Origin of the sequence: Buttiauxella gaviniae ATCC 51604, assembly GCF_001654835.1 — a bacterium.
Classification (GTDB): domain Bacteria; phylum Pseudomonadota; class Gammaproteobacteria; order Enterobacterales; family Enterobacteriaceae; genus Buttiauxella; species Buttiauxella gaviniae.
Window position 1 is genome coordinate 18,553 of sequence record NZ_LXEP01000044.1, and the last position, 16,565, is coordinate 35,117.

At 52.3% G+C, this 16,565-nt stretch carries 14 protein-coding genes; 11 read left to right on the top strand and 3 right to left on the bottom strand.

The genetic code is table 11. The features are described 5' to 3' along the window. Window positions 1-249: 249 nt before the first annotated feature. Entirely contained in the window at window positions 250-1,788 is a 1,539-nt protein-coding gene (locus M977_RS21145; RefSeq protein ID WP_064518718.1) for a methyl-accepting chemotaxis protein, read from the bottom strand. A 172-nt stretch (window positions 1,789-1,960) separates the two neighbouring features. On the opposite strand from M977_RS21145, the gene M977_RS21150 reads away from it, so the two are divergent. Beyond that, window positions 1,961-3,319, top strand: a complete 1,359-nt coding sequence (locus M977_RS21150) for an esterase-like activity of phytase family protein (RefSeq protein ID WP_064518719.1) — start codon at window positions 1,961-1,963, stop codon at window positions 3,317-3,319. 34 nt (window positions 3,320-3,353) lie between these two features. Here the strand turns inward: M977_RS21150 and M977_RS21155 are convergent, their stop codons facing one another. Then, window positions 3,354-4,289: a LysR substrate-binding domain-containing protein gene (locus M977_RS21155; protein WP_064518720.1), complete on the bottom strand. Its 936-nt coding sequence runs from the start codon at window positions 4,287-4,289 to the stop codon at window positions 3,354-3,356. A gap of 103 nt (window positions 4,290-4,392) precedes the next feature. Here M977_RS21155 and M977_RS21160 point away from each other — a divergent pair, with 103 nt between their 5' ends. Next, window positions 4,393-4,818, top strand: a complete 426-nt coding sequence (locus M977_RS21160; RefSeq protein WP_064518721.1) for an ester cyclase — start codon at window positions 4,393-4,395, stop codon at window positions 4,816-4,818. Between the two features lie 56 nt (window positions 4,819-4,874). On the opposite strand, the gene M977_RS21165 is transcribed toward M977_RS21160, so the two are convergent. Then, a complete protein-coding gene (locus tag M977_RS21165) occupies window positions 4,875-5,846 on the bottom strand; it encodes a LacI family DNA-binding transcriptional regulator (protein ID WP_064518722.1) in 972 nt (323 codons plus the stop codon). A 185-nt stretch (window positions 5,847-6,031) separates the two neighbouring features. Here M977_RS21165 and M977_RS21170 point away from each other — a divergent pair, with 185 nt between their 5' ends. From M977_RS21170 to M977_RS21210, 9 genes are all read left to right on the top strand, one after another. Further along, window positions 6,032-7,279, top strand: coding sequence for an MFS transporter (locus M977_RS21170; RefSeq protein WP_064518723.1), 1,248 nt, complete (start codon window positions 6,032-6,034; stop codon window positions 7,277-7,279). Next, window positions 7,269-8,357 carry a Gfo/Idh/MocA family protein gene (locus M977_RS21175; RefSeq protein ID WP_064518724.1) on the top strand — a complete coding sequence of 363 codons (1,089 nt, stop codon included), beginning with the start codon at window positions 7,269-7,271 and terminating at the stop codon, window positions 8,355-8,357. Before M977_RS21170 ends, M977_RS21175 begins: the two co-directional genes overlap by 11 nt. After that, on the top strand, window positions 8,357-9,415 hold the full coding sequence (locus M977_RS21180; protein WP_064518725.1) for a sugar phosphate isomerase/epimerase family protein: 1,059 nt from the start codon (window positions 8,357-8,359) through the stop codon (window positions 9,413-9,415). The genes M977_RS21175 and M977_RS21180 overlap by 1 nt, the downstream gene beginning before the upstream one ends. 23 nt (window positions 9,416-9,438) lie before the next feature. Next, window positions 9,439-10,533: a Gfo/Idh/MocA family protein gene (locus M977_RS21185; protein ID WP_064518726.1), complete on the top strand. Its 1,095-nt coding sequence runs from the start codon at window positions 9,439-9,441 to the stop codon at window positions 10,531-10,533. 234 nt (window positions 10,534-10,767) lie between these two features. Beyond that, window positions 10,768-12,033: an ABC transporter substrate-binding protein gene (locus M977_RS21190; RefSeq protein ID WP_064518727.1), complete on the top strand. Its 1,266-nt coding sequence runs from the start codon at window positions 10,768-10,770 to the stop codon at window positions 12,031-12,033. Further along, complete coding sequence (locus M977_RS21195) at window positions 12,034-12,951, top strand: carbohydrate ABC transporter permease (RefSeq protein ID WP_064518728.1); 918 nt, start codon at window positions 12,034-12,036, stop codon at window positions 12,949-12,951. It begins immediately after the preceding gene. Beyond that, the gene (locus M977_RS21200) at window positions 12,951-13,796 is read left to right on the top strand and encodes a carbohydrate ABC transporter permease (protein ID WP_064518729.1); all 846 of its coding nucleotides are present in this window, start codon (window positions 12,951-12,953) and stop codon (window positions 13,794-13,796) included. The genes M977_RS21195 and M977_RS21200 overlap by 1 nt, the downstream gene beginning before the upstream one ends. Window positions 13,797-13,798: 2 nt before the next feature. Beyond that, window positions 13,799-14,893, top strand: a complete 1,095-nt coding sequence (locus M977_RS21205; protein ID WP_064518730.1) for an ABC transporter ATP-binding protein — start codon at window positions 13,799-13,801, stop codon at window positions 14,891-14,893. Further along, window positions 14,880-16,565 carry a glycoside hydrolase family 13 protein gene (locus M977_RS21210; protein ID WP_280643860.1) on the top strand — a complete coding sequence of 562 codons (1,686 nt, stop codon included), beginning with the start codon at window positions 14,880-14,882 and terminating at the stop codon, window positions 16,563-16,565. The genes M977_RS21205 and M977_RS21210 overlap by 14 nt, the downstream gene beginning before the upstream one ends.

A 16,565-nucleotide genomic window follows, 5' to 3' on the forward strand; every position in this document is an offset into this window, starting at 1 on the left:
AAATTTTTATGAGGGTTATTTGAAGCTGTGCGGAATTTGCGCGCGGTTATTTGAGCTTAAATACGAGGAAGTTTAAAAAATCATACTCGCTGATGGTTAAACTTCATCTGACTGCTAAATGGGGGTGACAACTTGCTTGCTACTGTGGGATTGCCACACCAACATCCGCTCCTGAGCACAGAGCGGACTGTCACATAAGGTTAAGCTCGATGGTATGACAATGTCAGGTAAGGTCAGAGCTAATACACATCACGCGAGCTTAAATACCGCTACCGTTTCATTTAACGCTTGCGACTGCTCTTTAAGCGACATTGCCGCCGCTGAAGCCTGTTCTACCAACGCGGCATTCTGCTGCGTCACCACATCCATTTGCACCACAGCCTGGTTAATCTGCTCGATACCACGGCTTTGCTCGCCTGTAGATACAGCAATCTCCTCCATCAGCCCGGTCACTTCTTTAATTGCGTTGGAAATGCGCTGCATGCTTTCGCCCGCACGGTTAACCAGATTGCTACCGATATTGACCTGCTCGCCAGAAAGCTCAATAAGCTCTTTGATCTCTTTTGCTGCCACCGATGAACGCTGGGCCAGGTTACGTACCTCTGTTGCTACAACTGCAAACCCACGGCCTTGCTCGCCTGCGCGTGCGGCTTCAACCGCGGCATTCAGCGCCAGAATATTGGTCTGGAAAGCTATGTCTTCGATAATGCTGATAATGTTGTCAATCTTGCTGGAACTGGACTCAATATTACGCATTGAATCAATCACCTCGCTAACAATCTCATTGCCGTCATTGGCAGCTATCAACATGCCATTTGCCAGCTTATTTGCCTGGTGAGAATTGTCGGAAGTAGATTTCACCGTCACGGTTAACTGTTCCATGCTGGCCGCTGTTTCACCCAGCGATGACGCCTGCTCTTCGGTACGTGCAGAAAGATCGGTGTTACCGGCGGCAATTTCTTCAGAGGCGTATGCCACGGTTTGGCTTGACTCACGCACCTGGCCAATAATGCTTGCTAGTGATACACGCATTTGCTCAAGCTCGCGCATCATTGCACCAATCTCGTCATTGGCACTGGCCACAATCGGCGTATGCAACATACCGCTGGCGATTTCAGTGCAATGCTCTTTGGCTTTATCCAGTTCGTTGAGTACCCGTTTTTTCAGCAGCCAGAACACGGCACCGAGGATAACGGCGAAGATCAGTGCAAAAATCGCGATACTCACCAGACTCTGTTTGAAACCAGATTGAGCATCTTTGTTGAGCTGCTGCGCATACTGTTGGCGGAATGCCAGTAATTTATCCAGTGCGACTTCAAATTGCTTATCCAGCTGTGGCAGGGTGGATGTCACCAGCGCACGAGCACGCGGAATGTCGTTGGCGCGGACAGCATCCAGCAGGGGCTGTAAGCCTTGCTCACGATAATTCACAAACGCGCTTTGATAAGAATCAGTCAACACCTGTTCACCAGGTTGTTTGGGTTCCTCAAGATAAGCCTGAAATGCGGCGTTTGCCTTCTCAAGTACCGATTGTGCGCCGTTGAGTGCCTGTTGCCCCTGATCGTTTAACCCTTGCTCACGCTCTTCTAACGCTTCCATTGCACGAACGCGCATGGTGCGGCTGTGGTTGATGGGGTCGATTACCGATAACACCACACGGATTTCGCGATTTACATTATCCAGAGAGTGGTTGCTACGGGTGAGTGACCAGATGTTGGAGGCTGTGCTGGCTAAGAAAATAAGCAGCAATGTGCTGAAAACTAAAATAGAAAAACGCCTTACGGACATGAAATACCCTTATCGTTAGAAATAAACCTGACTCGTTTCAGCCAGTGCTTGTGGGTTATCGGCACGACAAGGCAGAAATTTAGAACATCTGTGTACAGTCATATTTGTGTCATATAGCTGCTTTATACATTGTTGACCAAAATAGGTGACCAAACCCAAGGATGCGAACATCATGAAATTAAAACCTTTTGCGCTGTTATTAACCTCTTTATTTCCTCTGACAAGTCAGGCAGCAGAGCCGCAGGTTGATCGTTACGTTGTCACATTCCCGCAAGGTGACCATGTTGAATATAAAGGGGCTTACGCCAGCAACTTCCCGGATGGTTTACCGGTTGGCGTGGGTTCGGGGCTGCAATTTATTCGTAAAGATGGCGATGCGCTGGTGTTTGCTACGGTGACGGATCGTGGTCCGAATGCCGATTCCCCGAAAGCCGGTAAAAAAGACTCGAAGATTTTTGCCAACCCGAAATTTACCCCATTACTGATGACCATCCGCGTTGCTGATGGCAAAGCCCAGGCTACCGATGCACACGCGTTACATGATGAGAATGGCTCTATCAGCGGTTTACCGCTGCCGGAAGGCTTGATTGGTGCAACCAATGAGATCGCTTTGAGTGATACCTTGCAGCAGTTATCGAGTGATAAACGTGGCCTGGATACCGAGGGGATCACCCCGGACGGCAAGGGCGGTTACTGGTTGTGTGACGAATATGGCCCGTTCATCATCAATATCGACGCTAATGGCAAAATCCTCAAAAAATATGGCCCGCAAGCAGAGCAAGGCGAGCAGGGTGTGGCGGGTGGCTTGCCGAATATTATTAAATGGCGTCAGGCCAACCGTGGTTTTGAAGGGATTACACGCATGCCGGACGGGCGCATTATTGCCGCCGTGCAAAGTACGTTGGATATCGACGGGAAAAGCAAAAACAGCGCGCAGTTTACCCGTCTGGTGAGCTTTAACCCGGAAACCGGCAAAACGGAAATGTACGGTTACCCGATTGACGTAGATGTCTATAAGAAAGCCAAAGACGCTAAAATTGGTGACATCGTTGCACTGGATAACAACCGCCTGCTGCTGATTGAGCAGGGCGGCGACAAGAACAAAGTCATGCGCAACCTGGTTTATGTGGTTGATCTCAGCCAGGCCAGCGATCTGAGTTCGTTTGATAAAGAAAAAGCACCCGAGTTTGACGATGCGGCGCAACTGAAAGCGCGTGGTATTAAGCTGGCGGAGAAAAAAGAAATTGTCGATCTGCGTAAACTCGGCTGGCAGCAGGAAAAAGCCGAAGGGATGACGTTAATTGATAATCAAACCATTGCGGTGATTAACGACAATGATTTCGGTTTACAGCCGGTGCTGGAAAACCCTGATGCTGACGCTAAGAAAGCAGATGACTATGAAGTGGATGGCAAAGGGCATTTAACTCGCGAAGGAAAAGAAGTCGCGACAAAAATATCCTTAAAACCGCTGGAAAAACCCGAGTCACAAAATGAGCTTTGGGTTATTAAGCTGCCGGAAGCGTTAAAGTAGTTTTTATAGGGGCAACGACTACGTTGCCCTTTACTTATTCTGCCGATGAACTTGCCATTACATTTCGAATGGACTCCACCAACGCCGTTGCAGCAGGTGAGAGTTCACTTCCCATCAACCTGGAAATACCTATCTGCTCAAGAACCAGCGGTTCAAATGACGGCAAGCGCACAAGATCATTACTATAAGTAATATCCGTAACGATGGAATGCGGCAGAATACCTAATAAGTCAGTCTTTTTTAAAAGCCATAATATATTGAAAAATGAAACAGTCTCTATAGTGGCATGGGGCGGATCGATATTTTCATTGTAAAATGTATTATCAAATTGTTTACGTAGAGTGGTTTCAATTGGCGGTAATATCCATGCTTCCTTTTTTAATTCTTCAAGGGATATGTGTAGATTTTGTTCCAATGGATGGCCTTTACGGGCGACAACTATCGCGTTTTCACTAAATAAGGCTTCCTGAGAAACTACAGCACTGGAACTAATATCCGATAATCGACCAATTAAAAAATCCAGTTCACCAGAAACCAGTCGCGGTAATAACTCTCCGCTGACGCCCTCAATAATTTTTATGCGTATTTCGGGCCGTGAAGTACTCAGCTTAGCAATAGCTGCGGGAACCAGATAACTCGAACCGGTTAATAAACTGCCAATAGCGACTCTTCCGGCATGACCCGTTCCCAACGCACTGATGGCCTGCGAGACATGGTCGAGCTGTGCCAGCACCATTTTGCTGCGGTCAACAAATGCGCGCCCCAGTTCAGTGGGGGTAACCCCACGGCGATTTCTTAGGAATAGTTTTGCCCCGACCGCATCTTCAAGATCGAGAAGTAGCTTACTGGCTGTAGGTTGCGAGACATTCAGCGATCGGGAAGCGTGAAGAACACTGCCGTATTCGAAAAGGGCGATTGCCAGGCGAAAGTGCCTGACTGTTGCCCACCGTTCAAGTCTATCGAGTTTCATAAGATATCCATTTTTTGCATACCACATGCAATATATATGTTATTTACGCATACCACAAACATCCATATACTCGATTTTAATTAATCGCCCCGGAGTTATTACGATGAGTTTAAATAATCTTGAGACAGTGAAAAAATATTTTAAATATTGCGTTGATGGAAAAGATGCAGATCGAGTTAAAGAGTATTTTGACAAGGACGTTATTATTCATCGCCCTGATTGTGACGCACCTATTCATGGCGTTGAAAACTTCAAAAATGCACTGCTTGAACATGTAATTAATCGCTATGAGTCCATTGTCACGACATTCAGCAAAGAAGTCATCACTGAAGATGTCGTCGTGGTTCATCTGAAACATGTGGCGCGTGGTTCTAATACCTGGCATGGATTTGATGTCTATGGCAAAGATGTGACGTGGACCGCACTGACTTATTTCCGCTTTAATGCCGAAGGGAAAGTAGTCGAAGAGATCGTCGAGAGAAATGAATTATTCATGGCGAAGCAGGTTGGTATTATTGACTATCAATAACGGAATATAAGTAAAGCGCTGAATGCAGATTCAGCGTTTATTTTTTTACAAAAAACCTACACCGATCCCCGAACCAATAACTTCCAGTCGAGAATTTCATTCACGATTTCCGCTTGCGGGTTATCAATACGCTCGAGCAGCAACTGTACGCTGCGCACGCCGAGCTGATGCATGGGTTGTTCGATAGTGGTGAGCGGCGGGAAGGTGACGGAGCCAAATGGCACGCCATCAAACCCCATAATTGCCACATCTTCAGGCACGCGCAGCCCTTGTTCGTGGGCGTAATGCAGCGCGCCGCCAGCCAGTGCGTCAGAAATGGCGAATACCGCATCTGGCGGTTCCGGTAGGGTAAACAGTTCGGCCATCGCTTGTATGCCAGCCTGGTATTCGAGGCTGTCGGCATACACCACCGCCTGCCAGTTTTTCCCGCAGGCCGCGCGATAACCGGCTTCACGCTGTTGCGAGTAGAGATAGCGCAAATCCCCGTTAATCAGCGCAATGCGCTTATAGCCCGATGTCATCAGGTGATCGACCGCGGCGGAAGCCGCTTTGAAGTTATCAATGGTCACCGATGATGCGTTATAACCCGGATCGCCTTCGCCGCATTGCACCCACGGTGAATCACCAATTAGTGTGGTCAAACCCGGTAAACAACTGATGGCATCCATAGTGATCACGCCGTCGACCACTTTGCCGCTTAGCAGGCGCAAATAGGCCGATTCACGCGTCAGGCGCGATTCTGAATTGCATAGCAGAATGTGGTAGCCATGCTTTTCCGCTTCTTCTTCAATGCCGCGCACCACGCGGGCGCAGAAGGGGTTGGTGATGTTCGACACCAGCACCAGCAGCATGCGGCTACGCGATGTGCGCAACTGGCGGGCCAGCAGGTTAGGTTGATATTCACATGCTTCGATCGCCGCCAGCACTTTGTCGCGGGTGTCCGGTTTAACGGCCGGGTTACTGTTTAATACCCGGGAAACGGTCGCGGTAGAAACACCAGCTATTCGCGCCACTTTATCTATCGACATGTTGATCCTTTGCACGATCGGTTGATTTGTGAACCACATTCCAGATTTGAATCAATAGTATCAAATAATTCACACGCATGATGGAAACCTCCATGAAATCGATTACATTTTTAGTGAAGTGTTAATGTAATCGATTACAAAAATAACCTCTTACCCTTAAAACAATACCCTGCACTGGAGGATTTATGTCTTCTCACTCGGCCGTTGGGGCACAAGTGGTTACCCATAAATGGGTGATCCCACGCCTGTCGTTAATGATGTTTCTTGAGTTTTTCGTCTGGGGGGCCTGGTATGTCACCCTCGGCGTGGTGATGGGTAAATACGGCCTGAGCGCGTTGATTGGTGATGCGTATTCCACCGGGCCGATTGCCTCTATTTTGTCGCCATTTGTTCTCGGCATGCTGGTGGACCGTTTCTTTGCCTCGCAGAAAGTGCTCGGCGTGCTGCACCTGATTGGCGCGGCATTGCTGTGGTGGTTGCCGGGCGCGTTTGAAAGCGGGCAAAGCGGCCTGTTGTGGATAATCTTCGGCTACATGCTTTGCTACATGCCAACCATTGCGTTGAGCAACAACGTAGCGTTCCACAGTCTGGCAAACAGCGAAAAAGGGTTCCCTATAGTCCGAGCGTTCGGCACCAACGGCTGGATCGTGGCGGGACTGATTGTCGGCACCAGCGGCCTTTCAGACAGCACCGGCATCTTCACACTGGCGGCAGTCGCTTCCGTGGTATTGGGGATTTACAGCTTTACGCTGCCCAATACGCCAGCGCCGGATCGCGGTAAGCCGCTTTCGATGCGTGACCTGGTTTGTGCCGACGCGTTTGCATTGCTTAAACAGCGCCATTTCATGGTGTTTATCATCTGCGCCACGCTTATCTCCATTCCGCTGGCGGCTTACTACGCTTACGCCGCACCGTTTATTTCCGCGGTTGGGTTCGAGAACGTCAGCGGCGTGATGGCATTAGGGCAGATGTCTGAACTGCTGTTTATGCTCTTGATTCCGTTCTTCTTCCGCCGTCTGGGCATCAAAATGATGCTGCTGATTGGTATGCTGGCATGGTTTGCACGTTACGCGATGTTTGCCCTGGGCATCACCGAAGAAACCCGCTGGATGATTTACATCGGCATCATTCTGCATGGGGTGTGTTACGACTTCTTCTTTGTTATCGGCTTTATCTATACCGACAAAGTTGCAGGCAACAAAGTGAAGGGGCAGGCGCAAAGTCTGCTGGTGCTGTTTACCTACGGGCTTGGCATGCTGATTGGTTCGCAAATCAGCGGTGCGGTGTTTAACCGTTCGGTTACCGCTCAAGGTGCTGAAGGCTTACTGCAATGGCAGCAATTCTGGTGGATGCCGGCAATTGCGGCGGTGGTGATTGCCGCCATCTTCTTCTTTAGTTTCAACTATAAAGAGGGCGAGCAGCATGGCAAATAAGCCGCTGCGCGTACTGGTTGTGGGCTGCGGGAATATGGGGGCTGCCCACAGCCTTGCGTATCAGCAACTTGACGAGTTTACCCTTTGCGGGCTGGTGGCCCGTGGGGATTCAAAAACCCGCCTCAAAGCACAACTCGCGGCAGATATTCCACTGTTCGACGATCTCAAACGGGCGATTAGCGAAACGCACGCCGATGCGGTGTGCATCGCCACCTGGCCTGATTCGCACGAAGCGCTGGCACTGACCGCACTCGCCGCAGGCTGCCATGTGTTTCTCGAAAAACCGCTCGCCACCACGGTGAGCGGGGCGAAACGGGTGGTTGCCACGGCGCATCTGGCGGGTAAAAAACTGGTGGTCGGGTACATTTTGCGCCACCACCCGGTTTGGCGGCAGTTTATTGCGTTATCGCACGGGCTGGGCAAGCCGCTGGTGATGCGCATGAACCTCAACCAGCAAAGTAGCGGTAGCGCCTGGCACACCCACAAAATGCTGATGCAGTCGCTTTCACCCATTGTGGATTGTGGTGTGCATTATCTGGATGCGATGTGCCAGATGGTGCAAGCCAGCCCGCTGTCGGTGAGTGCGATTGGCGTGCGCTTAAGCGACGAAATCGCCCCCGAACAGTTTAATTACGGCCAGCTACAGGTGCGTTTTGAAGAGGGCTCCATTGGCTGGTACGAAGCGGGATGGGGGCCGATGATGAGCCAGACGGCATTCTTTATTAAAGATGTGATTGGCCCGCAAGGTTCTGTTTCTATTGTCGCCCGCGAAGCCGCTGGTGAAGGGCAATCCGCCAATGTTGAAGCGCACACGCGCACCGAATCACTGCGTATCCATCATGGCGAATTAAACGCCCAGGGCGAGTTTGTCCACCAGGATGAATGGCTGACAGCAAGCGATGAGCCGGATCATTTTGCTTTGTGCCAACGCGAACAGCAGTTTTTTGCACGTGCCATTCTTGAGGAAAGTGATTTGTCACAGCATTTGCAGCAGGCGGTCGAAAGCCTGGCTGTGGTGCTGGCGGCAGACCGGGCCGTTCGCGAGCAGCGCACGGTTTTAATTAAGGAGATGTTGTAATGAAAACCCTGAAAGGGCCGTCCATATTTCTCTCACAGTTTATTTCCGACCAGCCACCGTTTAATTCGCTCGAAACAATAGCCGCATGGGCTGCGGGTCTGGGCTATAAAGCGGTGCAAATCCCCACGCACTTGCCGCATATTTTTGACCTCGCCAGAGCCGCTGAAAACCTGGAATACTGCGCTGAAATTCGCAATCTGCTGGCAAATGTTGGGCTGGAAATCAGCGAGCTTTCAACGCATTTGCAGGGGCAACTGGTAGCGGTGCACCCGGCATATGACGCCGCGTTTGCCGGGTTTGCGCCGCCGGAACTGGCACACGATGCCGTTGCGCGTCAGCAGTGGGCGGTTGATAGTCTGAAACAAGCCGCTCGTGCCTCGCAAAATCTCGGGCTAAAGGCACACGCCACGTTTTCTGGCGCACTGGCCTGGCCTTATTTTTACCCCTGGCCGCCACGCAATGAGCAACTGTTGGATGAAGCGTTTCATGAACTCGCTTCGCGCTGGAAGCCGATTCTGGACTGTTTTGACGAAGCAGGTATTGACGTTTGTTTTGAGCTGCATCCCGGCGAAGATCTGCATGATGGCGTCACATTCGAGCGTTTTCTGGCGCTGGTTGATAACCACCCGCGCTGCAATATTCTCTACGATCCAAGCCATATGCTGCTGCAACACATGGACTACCTCGGTTTTATCGACCATTACCATGCACGAATCAAAGCCTTTCACGTCAAAGATGCTGAGTTTTTACCGTCGGCAAAAAGTGGTGTTTACGCGGGTTACCAGCCGTGGATTGAACGCCCGGGGCGTTTTCGTTCCCTCGGCGACGGGCAGGTTAATTTCAACGGGATCTTCAGCAAACTGGCGCAATACGACTACAGCGGATGGGCTACGCTTGAATGGGAGTGTTGCCTGAAAGCAGGTGATGCGGGCGCGCGCGAAGGGGCCAAATTTATCGCTGAGCATATCATTCCGGTTGCCGAATATGCCTTTGACGACTTTGCGCATCATGACAGCGAGAGATCCGCGGTGCGTCGCATGCTCGGGCTGGAGGAGTAAACATAAAACGTATTCGGTTAGGTATGGTCGGTGGCGGCGAAGGCTCGTTTATTGGCGGCGTGCACCGTATCGCGGCACGTCTGGATGACCAGTTTGAACTGGTGGCAGGGGCGTTTTCGTCCTCACCGGAAGTGGCAAAACGCAGTGGGGAAGCACTGTTTATTGAAGCAGACCGTTGCTATGCCAGCTGGCAAGAGATGGCGCAAAGCGAGGCAGCACGCGCGGATGGCATTGAAGCGGTTTCGATAGTCACGCCCAACCATTTGCACGTTCCGGTGGCAAAAGTGTTTCTGGAACACGGTATTCACGTTATTTGCGACAAACCCATCGGTGTCACGCTTGCCGAGGCACAGGCCCTGGCGCAGGTCATTGACTCATCTGGCTGCCAGTTTATTCTGACCCATAACTACAGCGCGCTTCCGATGGTGCGCGAGGCCCGTGCGCGAATCGCTAACAGCGAAATCGGCGATATTCGCGCCATCGAAGTAGAGTATTTGCAGGACTGGCTGAACGACAGGCTGGAATTGACCGACAACAAACAGGCGGGCTGGCGCGCAAACCCGGCCATGGCGGGAGCCGGAGCGATTGGTGATATCGGTACCCACGCCTGGCAACTCGCGGCATTTGTCAGCGGCATGGAACCTGATACCGTGCGCGGTGAGCTTTTGACGCGCATTCCGGGACGAGTGATGGACGACGAAGTGTACGCTGAAATGCGCTACGCCAACGGTGCGCGCGGGCGTTTGTGGGCAAGCCAGGTCGCACCCGGTTTTGAAAACGATCTGCGCCTGCGTATCGTTGGCAGCAGGGCGACTATCAGTTTCCGCCAGCAACAACCTGAAATTCTGGAAATTCATCCACATCATGGCAATAGTTACACTGTCACGAGAAATGGTGTAAATAACCACGACTCCGTGCGCCATCAGTGCCGTACCCCCGCCGGGCACCCGGAAGGGTATCTGGAAGGTTTCGCGCAAATCTACCGCGAAGCGGCGGTGAAAATTCGTGGCGGCGATGCCCCGTGGTTGCCGGGTATTGCCGAAGGGATTGCGGGGATGAAGTTCATCGAAACGGTGCGTGAGAGCAGCAAGCTCGGGGGTGAATGGCTGCCGTGGTGATGACACTGGGGTGGATGGCGCTCACGCTTATCCACCCTTCAAAACCCATTTATCTACCCGCATAGCGCGTCCTGCGCAAAAGTGAAATAAAAAATAACATTACGTGCACCGCGTCGAGAAATCGCGCAAAGGTTAGCCAGCTAAGTTGCCGTCTGGTTCGATTGTTAACTAGCTTTTTTATTGGTGCGTTTAAAACGCACTCCCTCAGGTTTGGTCTGAACAAAAGAGGAAATAATGAAAAAGCTGACGTTAAGTCTTATTACCTTAGCGCTTGCGGGCGTTTCTAACGCTGCGTTTGCCGATACCCTGCGCATGGAATGCCCAATCTCTCCTGGCGGTAAGGAATACTGCAAATACGTCAAAGACCGTTTTGAAAAGCAGACCAGCAACAAGCTGGAGTTTATTGAGTTCCCGGCAGCTTCTGACGAAAAGCTGGCTCTGCTACAACAACTGTTTGCCGCCAAAGATGAGAAAGCCGTGGACTTGTTCCAGTCAGACACCATTTGGGTGGGGCTGCTCGATAAGCAAACGCTCGATTTAACCGATGCAGTCAGCGATATGAAAGGTGATTTCTTCCCCGGCCCGTGGGCGAATGACACGGTGAACGGCAAAGTGAAAGCGGTGCCTGCGTACCTCGATACTGGCGTGTTGTATTACCGCAAAGACCTGCTGGAAAAATACAACGAACAGCCACCAAAAACCTGGGAAGACCTGACGCGCATCGCGACCAAAATTCAGGACGAAGAGCGCAAAGCGGGGCACAAAAACTTCTGGGGGATGATCTTCCAGGGCAAGTCGTATGAAGGGCTGACTTGTAACGCGTTGGAGTGGATTGACTCTTACGGCGGCGGCACCTTTATCGACGAAAAAGGGAACGTGACCGTTAATAATCCGAAAGCGGCGGCAGCACTGGATATGGTCGCAGGCTGGATTGGCAAAATCACGCCGAAAGGGGCGTTAGGCTACAAAGAGGAAGAGTCGCGAGCGGTATTCCAGAACGGCGATGCGCTGTTTATGCGCAACTGGCCATATGCATATCTGCTCTCGCAGGGCGCGGATAGCCCGCTGAAAGGCAAAGTGGGCGTGGCTCCGCTTCCTGCCGGGCCGGACGGGAAGTCTGCCAACGCTCTGGGCGGCTGGCAATGGTCGGTTAACGCCAATACCAAAAACAAAGATGCGGCCATTGCGCTGCTAAAAATCCTCACCGATGCAGATTCGCAGAAAATGCAGCTGAAATATCTCGGCTTTGCACCGACGCGATCGGCCCTGTATGAAGACAAAGCCGTGCTGGAAGCCGCACCGCATCTGACGATGTTTAAAGATATCTTTGCCAACGCTGTACCTCGCCCGGCAACGGCAACCAAAAGCCAGTATCCGCGCGTTTCTAACGCCATCTTTAACGTGACCTTCAAAGTGCTCAACGGTAGCAGCGACGGCAAAACAGCGGTCGCCGATCTGCAAAAACGTCTGGAGCGCGTCAAAGGTAAGGACTGGCATTAATTGGCGCATACAGGCTATCAACAACGGCGTCGCCGTATCGCGTGGATACTGGTGGCGCCAGCGCTGTTACTTCTGGCACTGGCGGCGGGATGGCCGCTGGTGCGTACCTTCTTTTTCAGCTTCACCAACGCGATGCTCGACAACCCATCGGAGTACCAGATGGTGGGGCTGGCAAACTATTACGCGACACATGACGGCGACACCAGCGGCGTGTTGGTTGACTCGTTGTGGTGGCAGGCTGTCGGCAACACTTTGTGGTTTACCGTGGTATCTGTTGGCATCGAGCTATTTCTCGGGATGTTGCTCGCGCTGCTAATGAACCAGAAATTTCGCGGGCAGGGCTTAGTGCGCACCGCGATTCTGGTGCCGTGGGCGATTCCGACCATTGTGAGCGCCAAAATGTGGGGCTGGATGTTCCACGACCAGTACGGCGTAGTGAACGATTTACTGGCGAAAATATTTGGCTATCAGGCGCATCTTGCGTGGATTGCCGAACCTTCGCTGTCGATGTGGGCGGTGGTGATTGCCGATGTCTGGAAAACCACGCCGTTTATGGCGCTGATGTTACTGGCAGCGCTGCAACTTATCCCAACCGATCTCTACGAGGCCGCTCGCGTAGACGGTGCCAGCCCGTGGCAAAGGTTCAAGCGCATCACACTGCCGTTGATTATGCCGGCGATGATTGTGGCGCTGATTTTCCGTGTGATGGACGCAATGCGCATCTTCGATTTGATCTTCGTGCTGACCTCTAACAGCGAAGCGACGATGTCCGTCTCTGGTTACGCCCGCGAGCAGATTATCTCTTATCAGGATATGGGGATGGGTTCGGCGGCGTCCGTGCTGGTGTTTATGATGGTGGCAGGCATTGCCGCCTGTTTCATCCGCGTCTCGCGCTTAAATGAGAAGGAGAAGCGGTGATGAAAACCACTCGTCGGCAGCGCAATTTTGCCCACAAACTGGTGATTTACGCCGGGGCGACTTTTGCGGTGCTGTTTTGCGTGTTCCCGTTTTACTACGCGATTATCACCTCACTTCGCACCGGGCAGGAACTGTTCCTTCCTGCCTATTTACCCAGCGGCTGGCACTGGCAAAACTACGTCACCGCGCTGATGGATAACGGCATCGCCCGCAGCCTGCTGAACTCGGTACTGGTGGCGACGATAACCGTCGGCATCTGCCTGCTGGTGTCGATTACCGCCTCTTTTGCACTGGCACGGGTGCCGTTCCGTGGGCGTAAATTCCTGCTGTTCACCATTCTGTGTGTTTCGATGTTCCCGCAGGTCGCGGTGCTGACGGGCATGTTTGAGCTGGTCCGTTTTCTCGGGCTTTATGATTCGCTCGGTGCGCTGGTGCTGTCGTACACCACGTTTTCGCTGCCGTTTACCGTCTGGGTGCTCACCACCTTTATGAAGTCGATTCCTATTGAGCTGGAAGAAGCGGCGATTGTTGATGGCGCCAAAACCTGGACCATTATCCGTCGCGTGTTTGCGCCGATTCTCGCCCCCGCGCTGGTGACCACCGGACTGCTGGCGTTTATCGGTGCGTGGAATGAGTTCATGTTCGCGCTGACATTTATTATTTCCGGCGACAAACGCACGGTGCCGGTCGCTATCAGTATGTTCAGCGGCGCGTCTACATTTGAGCTGCCGTGGGGCAGCATTATGGCGGCGTCAGTGGTGGTGACGCTGCCGATTATCGTGTTGGTACTTATCTTCCAGAAACGCATTGTCAGCGGGCTGACCAGCGGAGCGATTAAGGGATAACCATGGCGCAACTCGTACTCGATAAAATTCAAAAACGTTACGGCACGGCATCTGAGGTGATTAAACCGCTCGATCTGGAAGTGAACAGCGGGGAATTTGTTGTGGTGGTTGGGCCGTCTGGTTGCGGGAAATCAACGCTGCTGCGTATGGTCGCAGGCCTTGAGGAAATCAGCGGCGGCGAGATGCGCATTGACGGGGTTTGCGTCAACGACGATTCTCCGTCTGAGCGCGGTATCGGCATGGTGTTCCAGTCCTACGCGCTCTATCCGCATATGACGGTGTACCAGAACATGGCGTTCGCGCTGGAAATGGCAAAGTTGCCACTCAAAACCATCGACGAAAAAGTGCGCGAAAGTGCGCGTATCTTGCAACTGGAGCATCTGCTCGACCGTCGGCCCAAAGATCTCTCCGGCGGCCAGCGCCAGCGCGTGGCTATCGGGCGGGCGATTGTGCGCGAACCGAGCCTGTTTTTGTTCGATGAACCGCTTTCAAACCTTGATGCTTCGCTGCGCGTGCAGATGCGTATGGAAATCGCGGCGCTGCATAAACGGATTAATGCCACCATTTTGTACGTCACCCACGACCAGGTCGAAGCGATGACGCTTGCCGATCGCATCGTAGTGCTTAATCAGGGGCAAATTGAGCAGGTGGGAACACCACTGGAATTGTATGACCGCCCGGCAAACGTGTTTGTCGCGCAGTTTATCGGTTCACCAAAAATGAACCTGATCCCCGGCGTTTTGGTTTCTGGCAACGCCCAGCGCACCGATGTAATGCTGGAAAACCGCCAGCTTATTTCGCTGCCGGTTAACGGCGCGGGAGTGCCGGAGGGGCAGACGGTACAGCTTGGGATTCGCCCGGAACATATCCAGCTAACCGAACTGGCACAGGCGGATATCGAAGGGGAAATTTTATTTGTTGAGCAGATGGGCAACGAGACTTTGCTCTACGTAAATAGCGGTTACGGTAGCGAACCGCTGGTGATGCGCCATACTTTCAGGCTTGAGATAAAAGCTGACCGACGCATTGGTCTGCGGCTGCCGCCTGAGAATTGCTACTTGTTTAACAGCGACGGGCGGGCGTTTGTGCGAATTTAAGGTGAATGGATCGACTAAACAAGGAGAAATCAGTGGAAAAAAATGGTGGCACAATGCGGTGGTGTACCAAATCTATCCGCGTAGTTTTATGGACAGCAATGGCGATGGTATCGGTGACATTAACGGCATCATCAGTAAACTCGACTACCTGCAACAGCTCGGCATCAACCTGATTTGGCTCTCACCCGTTTACCGCTCGCCGATGGATGACAACGGCTACGACATTTCCGACTACGAGGATATAGCTGCCGAATTTGGCTCCATGGCGGAGATGGAAACCCTTATTGCCCAGGCGAAACAGCGCGATATACACATCCTGATGGATTTAGTCGTCAACCACACCTCTGATGAACACCCCTGGTTTATCGAAGCACTGAAATCGAAAGATAACCCGTATCGTGACTTTTATATCTGGCGTCAAGCTGCGCCAGACGGCGGCCCGCCGAACGATTTCCGCTCGTACTTTGGCGGCAGCGGCTGGAAGTTTGACCCGGCCAGTGGCGAATATTATCTGCACCAGTTCTCAAAACGCCAGCCGGATCTTAACTGGGACAACCCGCGCGTTCACGATGAAGTCCACGCCATGATGAACCGCTGGCTGGATAAAGGCATCGGCGGTTTCCGTATGGACGTTATCGACCTGATTGGTAAAGAAGTGGACGCACAGATTATGGCGAACGGCAAAAATCTGCACATGTTGATCCGCCAGATGAACCGCGCCACCTTTGGTAAAGGGGATTACGTGACGGTCGGTGAAGCCTGGAGCGCCACGCCTGAAGACGCGCTGCTGTATAGCGGTGCTGAGCGCGAAGAACTCTCTATGGTTTTCCAGTTCGACCACATCAAACAGTTCTGGGATGAGCACGCCGGGAAATGGCGTAGCAAGCCGTTTGAACTGGCAAGTTTCAAAGCGGTGATTGAGAAGTGGCAAACCGCACTGTCGCACCAGGGCTGGAATTCCTTGTTCTGGAGCAACCACGATTTACCGCGTGCGGTGTCTAAATTTGGCGATGAAGGAGAGTTTCGTGAGCCGTCAGCCAAAATGCTCGCCACCGCACTGCACTGCCTGAAGGGCACGCCATATATCTATCAGGGTGAAGAGATCGGAATGACCAACGTGCGGTTCGGGAACATCGACGAATACCGTGACATTGAAAGCCTGAATCTTTATCACGAGCGGCTGGCGCAAGGCGTCAGCCATGAAGAGATGATGCTCGGCATTCATGCTAACGGGCGCGATAACGCCCGTACGCCGATGCAGTGGGACGACAGCCCAAACGCAGGTTTTACCACAGGCAGTCCGTGGATTGCGGTGAACCCTAATTACCACGAGATCAACGTGGCCGCAGCGCTGGCCGAACCAGATTCAATATTGTGGCATTACCAGAAAATGGTAGCGCTGCGTAAACAGTACCCGGTTCTGGTCTACGGCGATTTCCAGCCTGTTTTGCGCGAACACCCGCAGGTTTTTGCGTGGTTGAGAACGCTTGGTGATGAGCGGTTACTGGTGGTGAACAACTTTACCGCTGAGTACCTGACGCTCGACATTCCGCCTGAAATGCAGAACTGGCATGGCGAGTGTTTGATCAGCAACTATGCACCGCGCGACCAGCTTGCGGTGAGTCTCGAGCTACAACCTTATGAATCTTTTGCTTTATTAATCGGGAGGTAA

What these genes read in the sequence shown, in the direction of transcription:
- M977_RS21175 (WP_064518724.1), top strand. Translation starts at nt 7,269, where the DNA reads ATGGCAAATAAGCCGCTGCGCGTACTGGTTGTGGGCTGCGGGAATATG.
- M977_RS21170 (WP_064518723.1), top strand. Translation starts at nt 6,032, where the DNA reads ATGTCTTCTCACTCGGCCGTTGGGGCACAAGTGGTTACCCATAAATGG.
- M977_RS21185 (WP_064518726.1), top strand. Translation starts at nt 9,439, where the DNA reads ATGGTCGGTGGCGGCGAAGGCTCGTTTATTGGCGGCGTGCACCGTATC.
- M977_RS21165 (WP_064518722.1), bottom strand. Translation starts at nt 5,846, where the DNA reads ATGTCGATAGATAAAGTGGCGCGAATAGCTGGTGTTTCTACCGCGACC.
- M977_RS21150 (WP_064518719.1), top strand. Translation starts at nt 1,961, where the DNA reads ATGAAATTAAAACCTTTTGCGCTGTTATTAACCTCTTTATTTCCTCTG.
- M977_RS21190 (WP_064518727.1), top strand. Translation starts at nt 10,768, where the DNA reads ATGAAAAAGCTGACGTTAAGTCTTATTACCTTAGCGCTTGCGGGCGTT.
- M977_RS21155 (WP_064518720.1), bottom strand. Translation starts at nt 4,289, where the DNA reads ATGAAACTCGATAGACTTGAACGGTGGGCAACAGTCAGGCACTTTCGC.
- M977_RS21180 (WP_064518725.1), top strand. Translation starts at nt 8,357, where the DNA reads ATGAAAACCCTGAAAGGGCCGTCCATATTTCTCTCACAGTTTATTTCC.
- M977_RS21200 (WP_064518729.1), top strand. Translation starts at nt 12,951, where the DNA reads ATGAAAACCACTCGTCGGCAGCGCAATTTTGCCCACAAACTGGTGATT.
- M977_RS21160 (WP_064518721.1), top strand. Translation starts at nt 4,393, where the DNA reads ATGAGTTTAAATAATCTTGAGACAGTGAAAAAATATTTTAAATATTGC.
- M977_RS21205 (WP_064518730.1), top strand. Translation starts at nt 13,799, where the DNA reads ATGGCGCAACTCGTACTCGATAAAATTCAAAAACGTTACGGCACGGCA.
- M977_RS21145 (WP_064518718.1), bottom strand. Translation starts at nt 1,788, where the DNA reads ATGTCCGTAAGGCGTTTTTCTATTTTAGTTTTCAGCACATTGCTGCTT.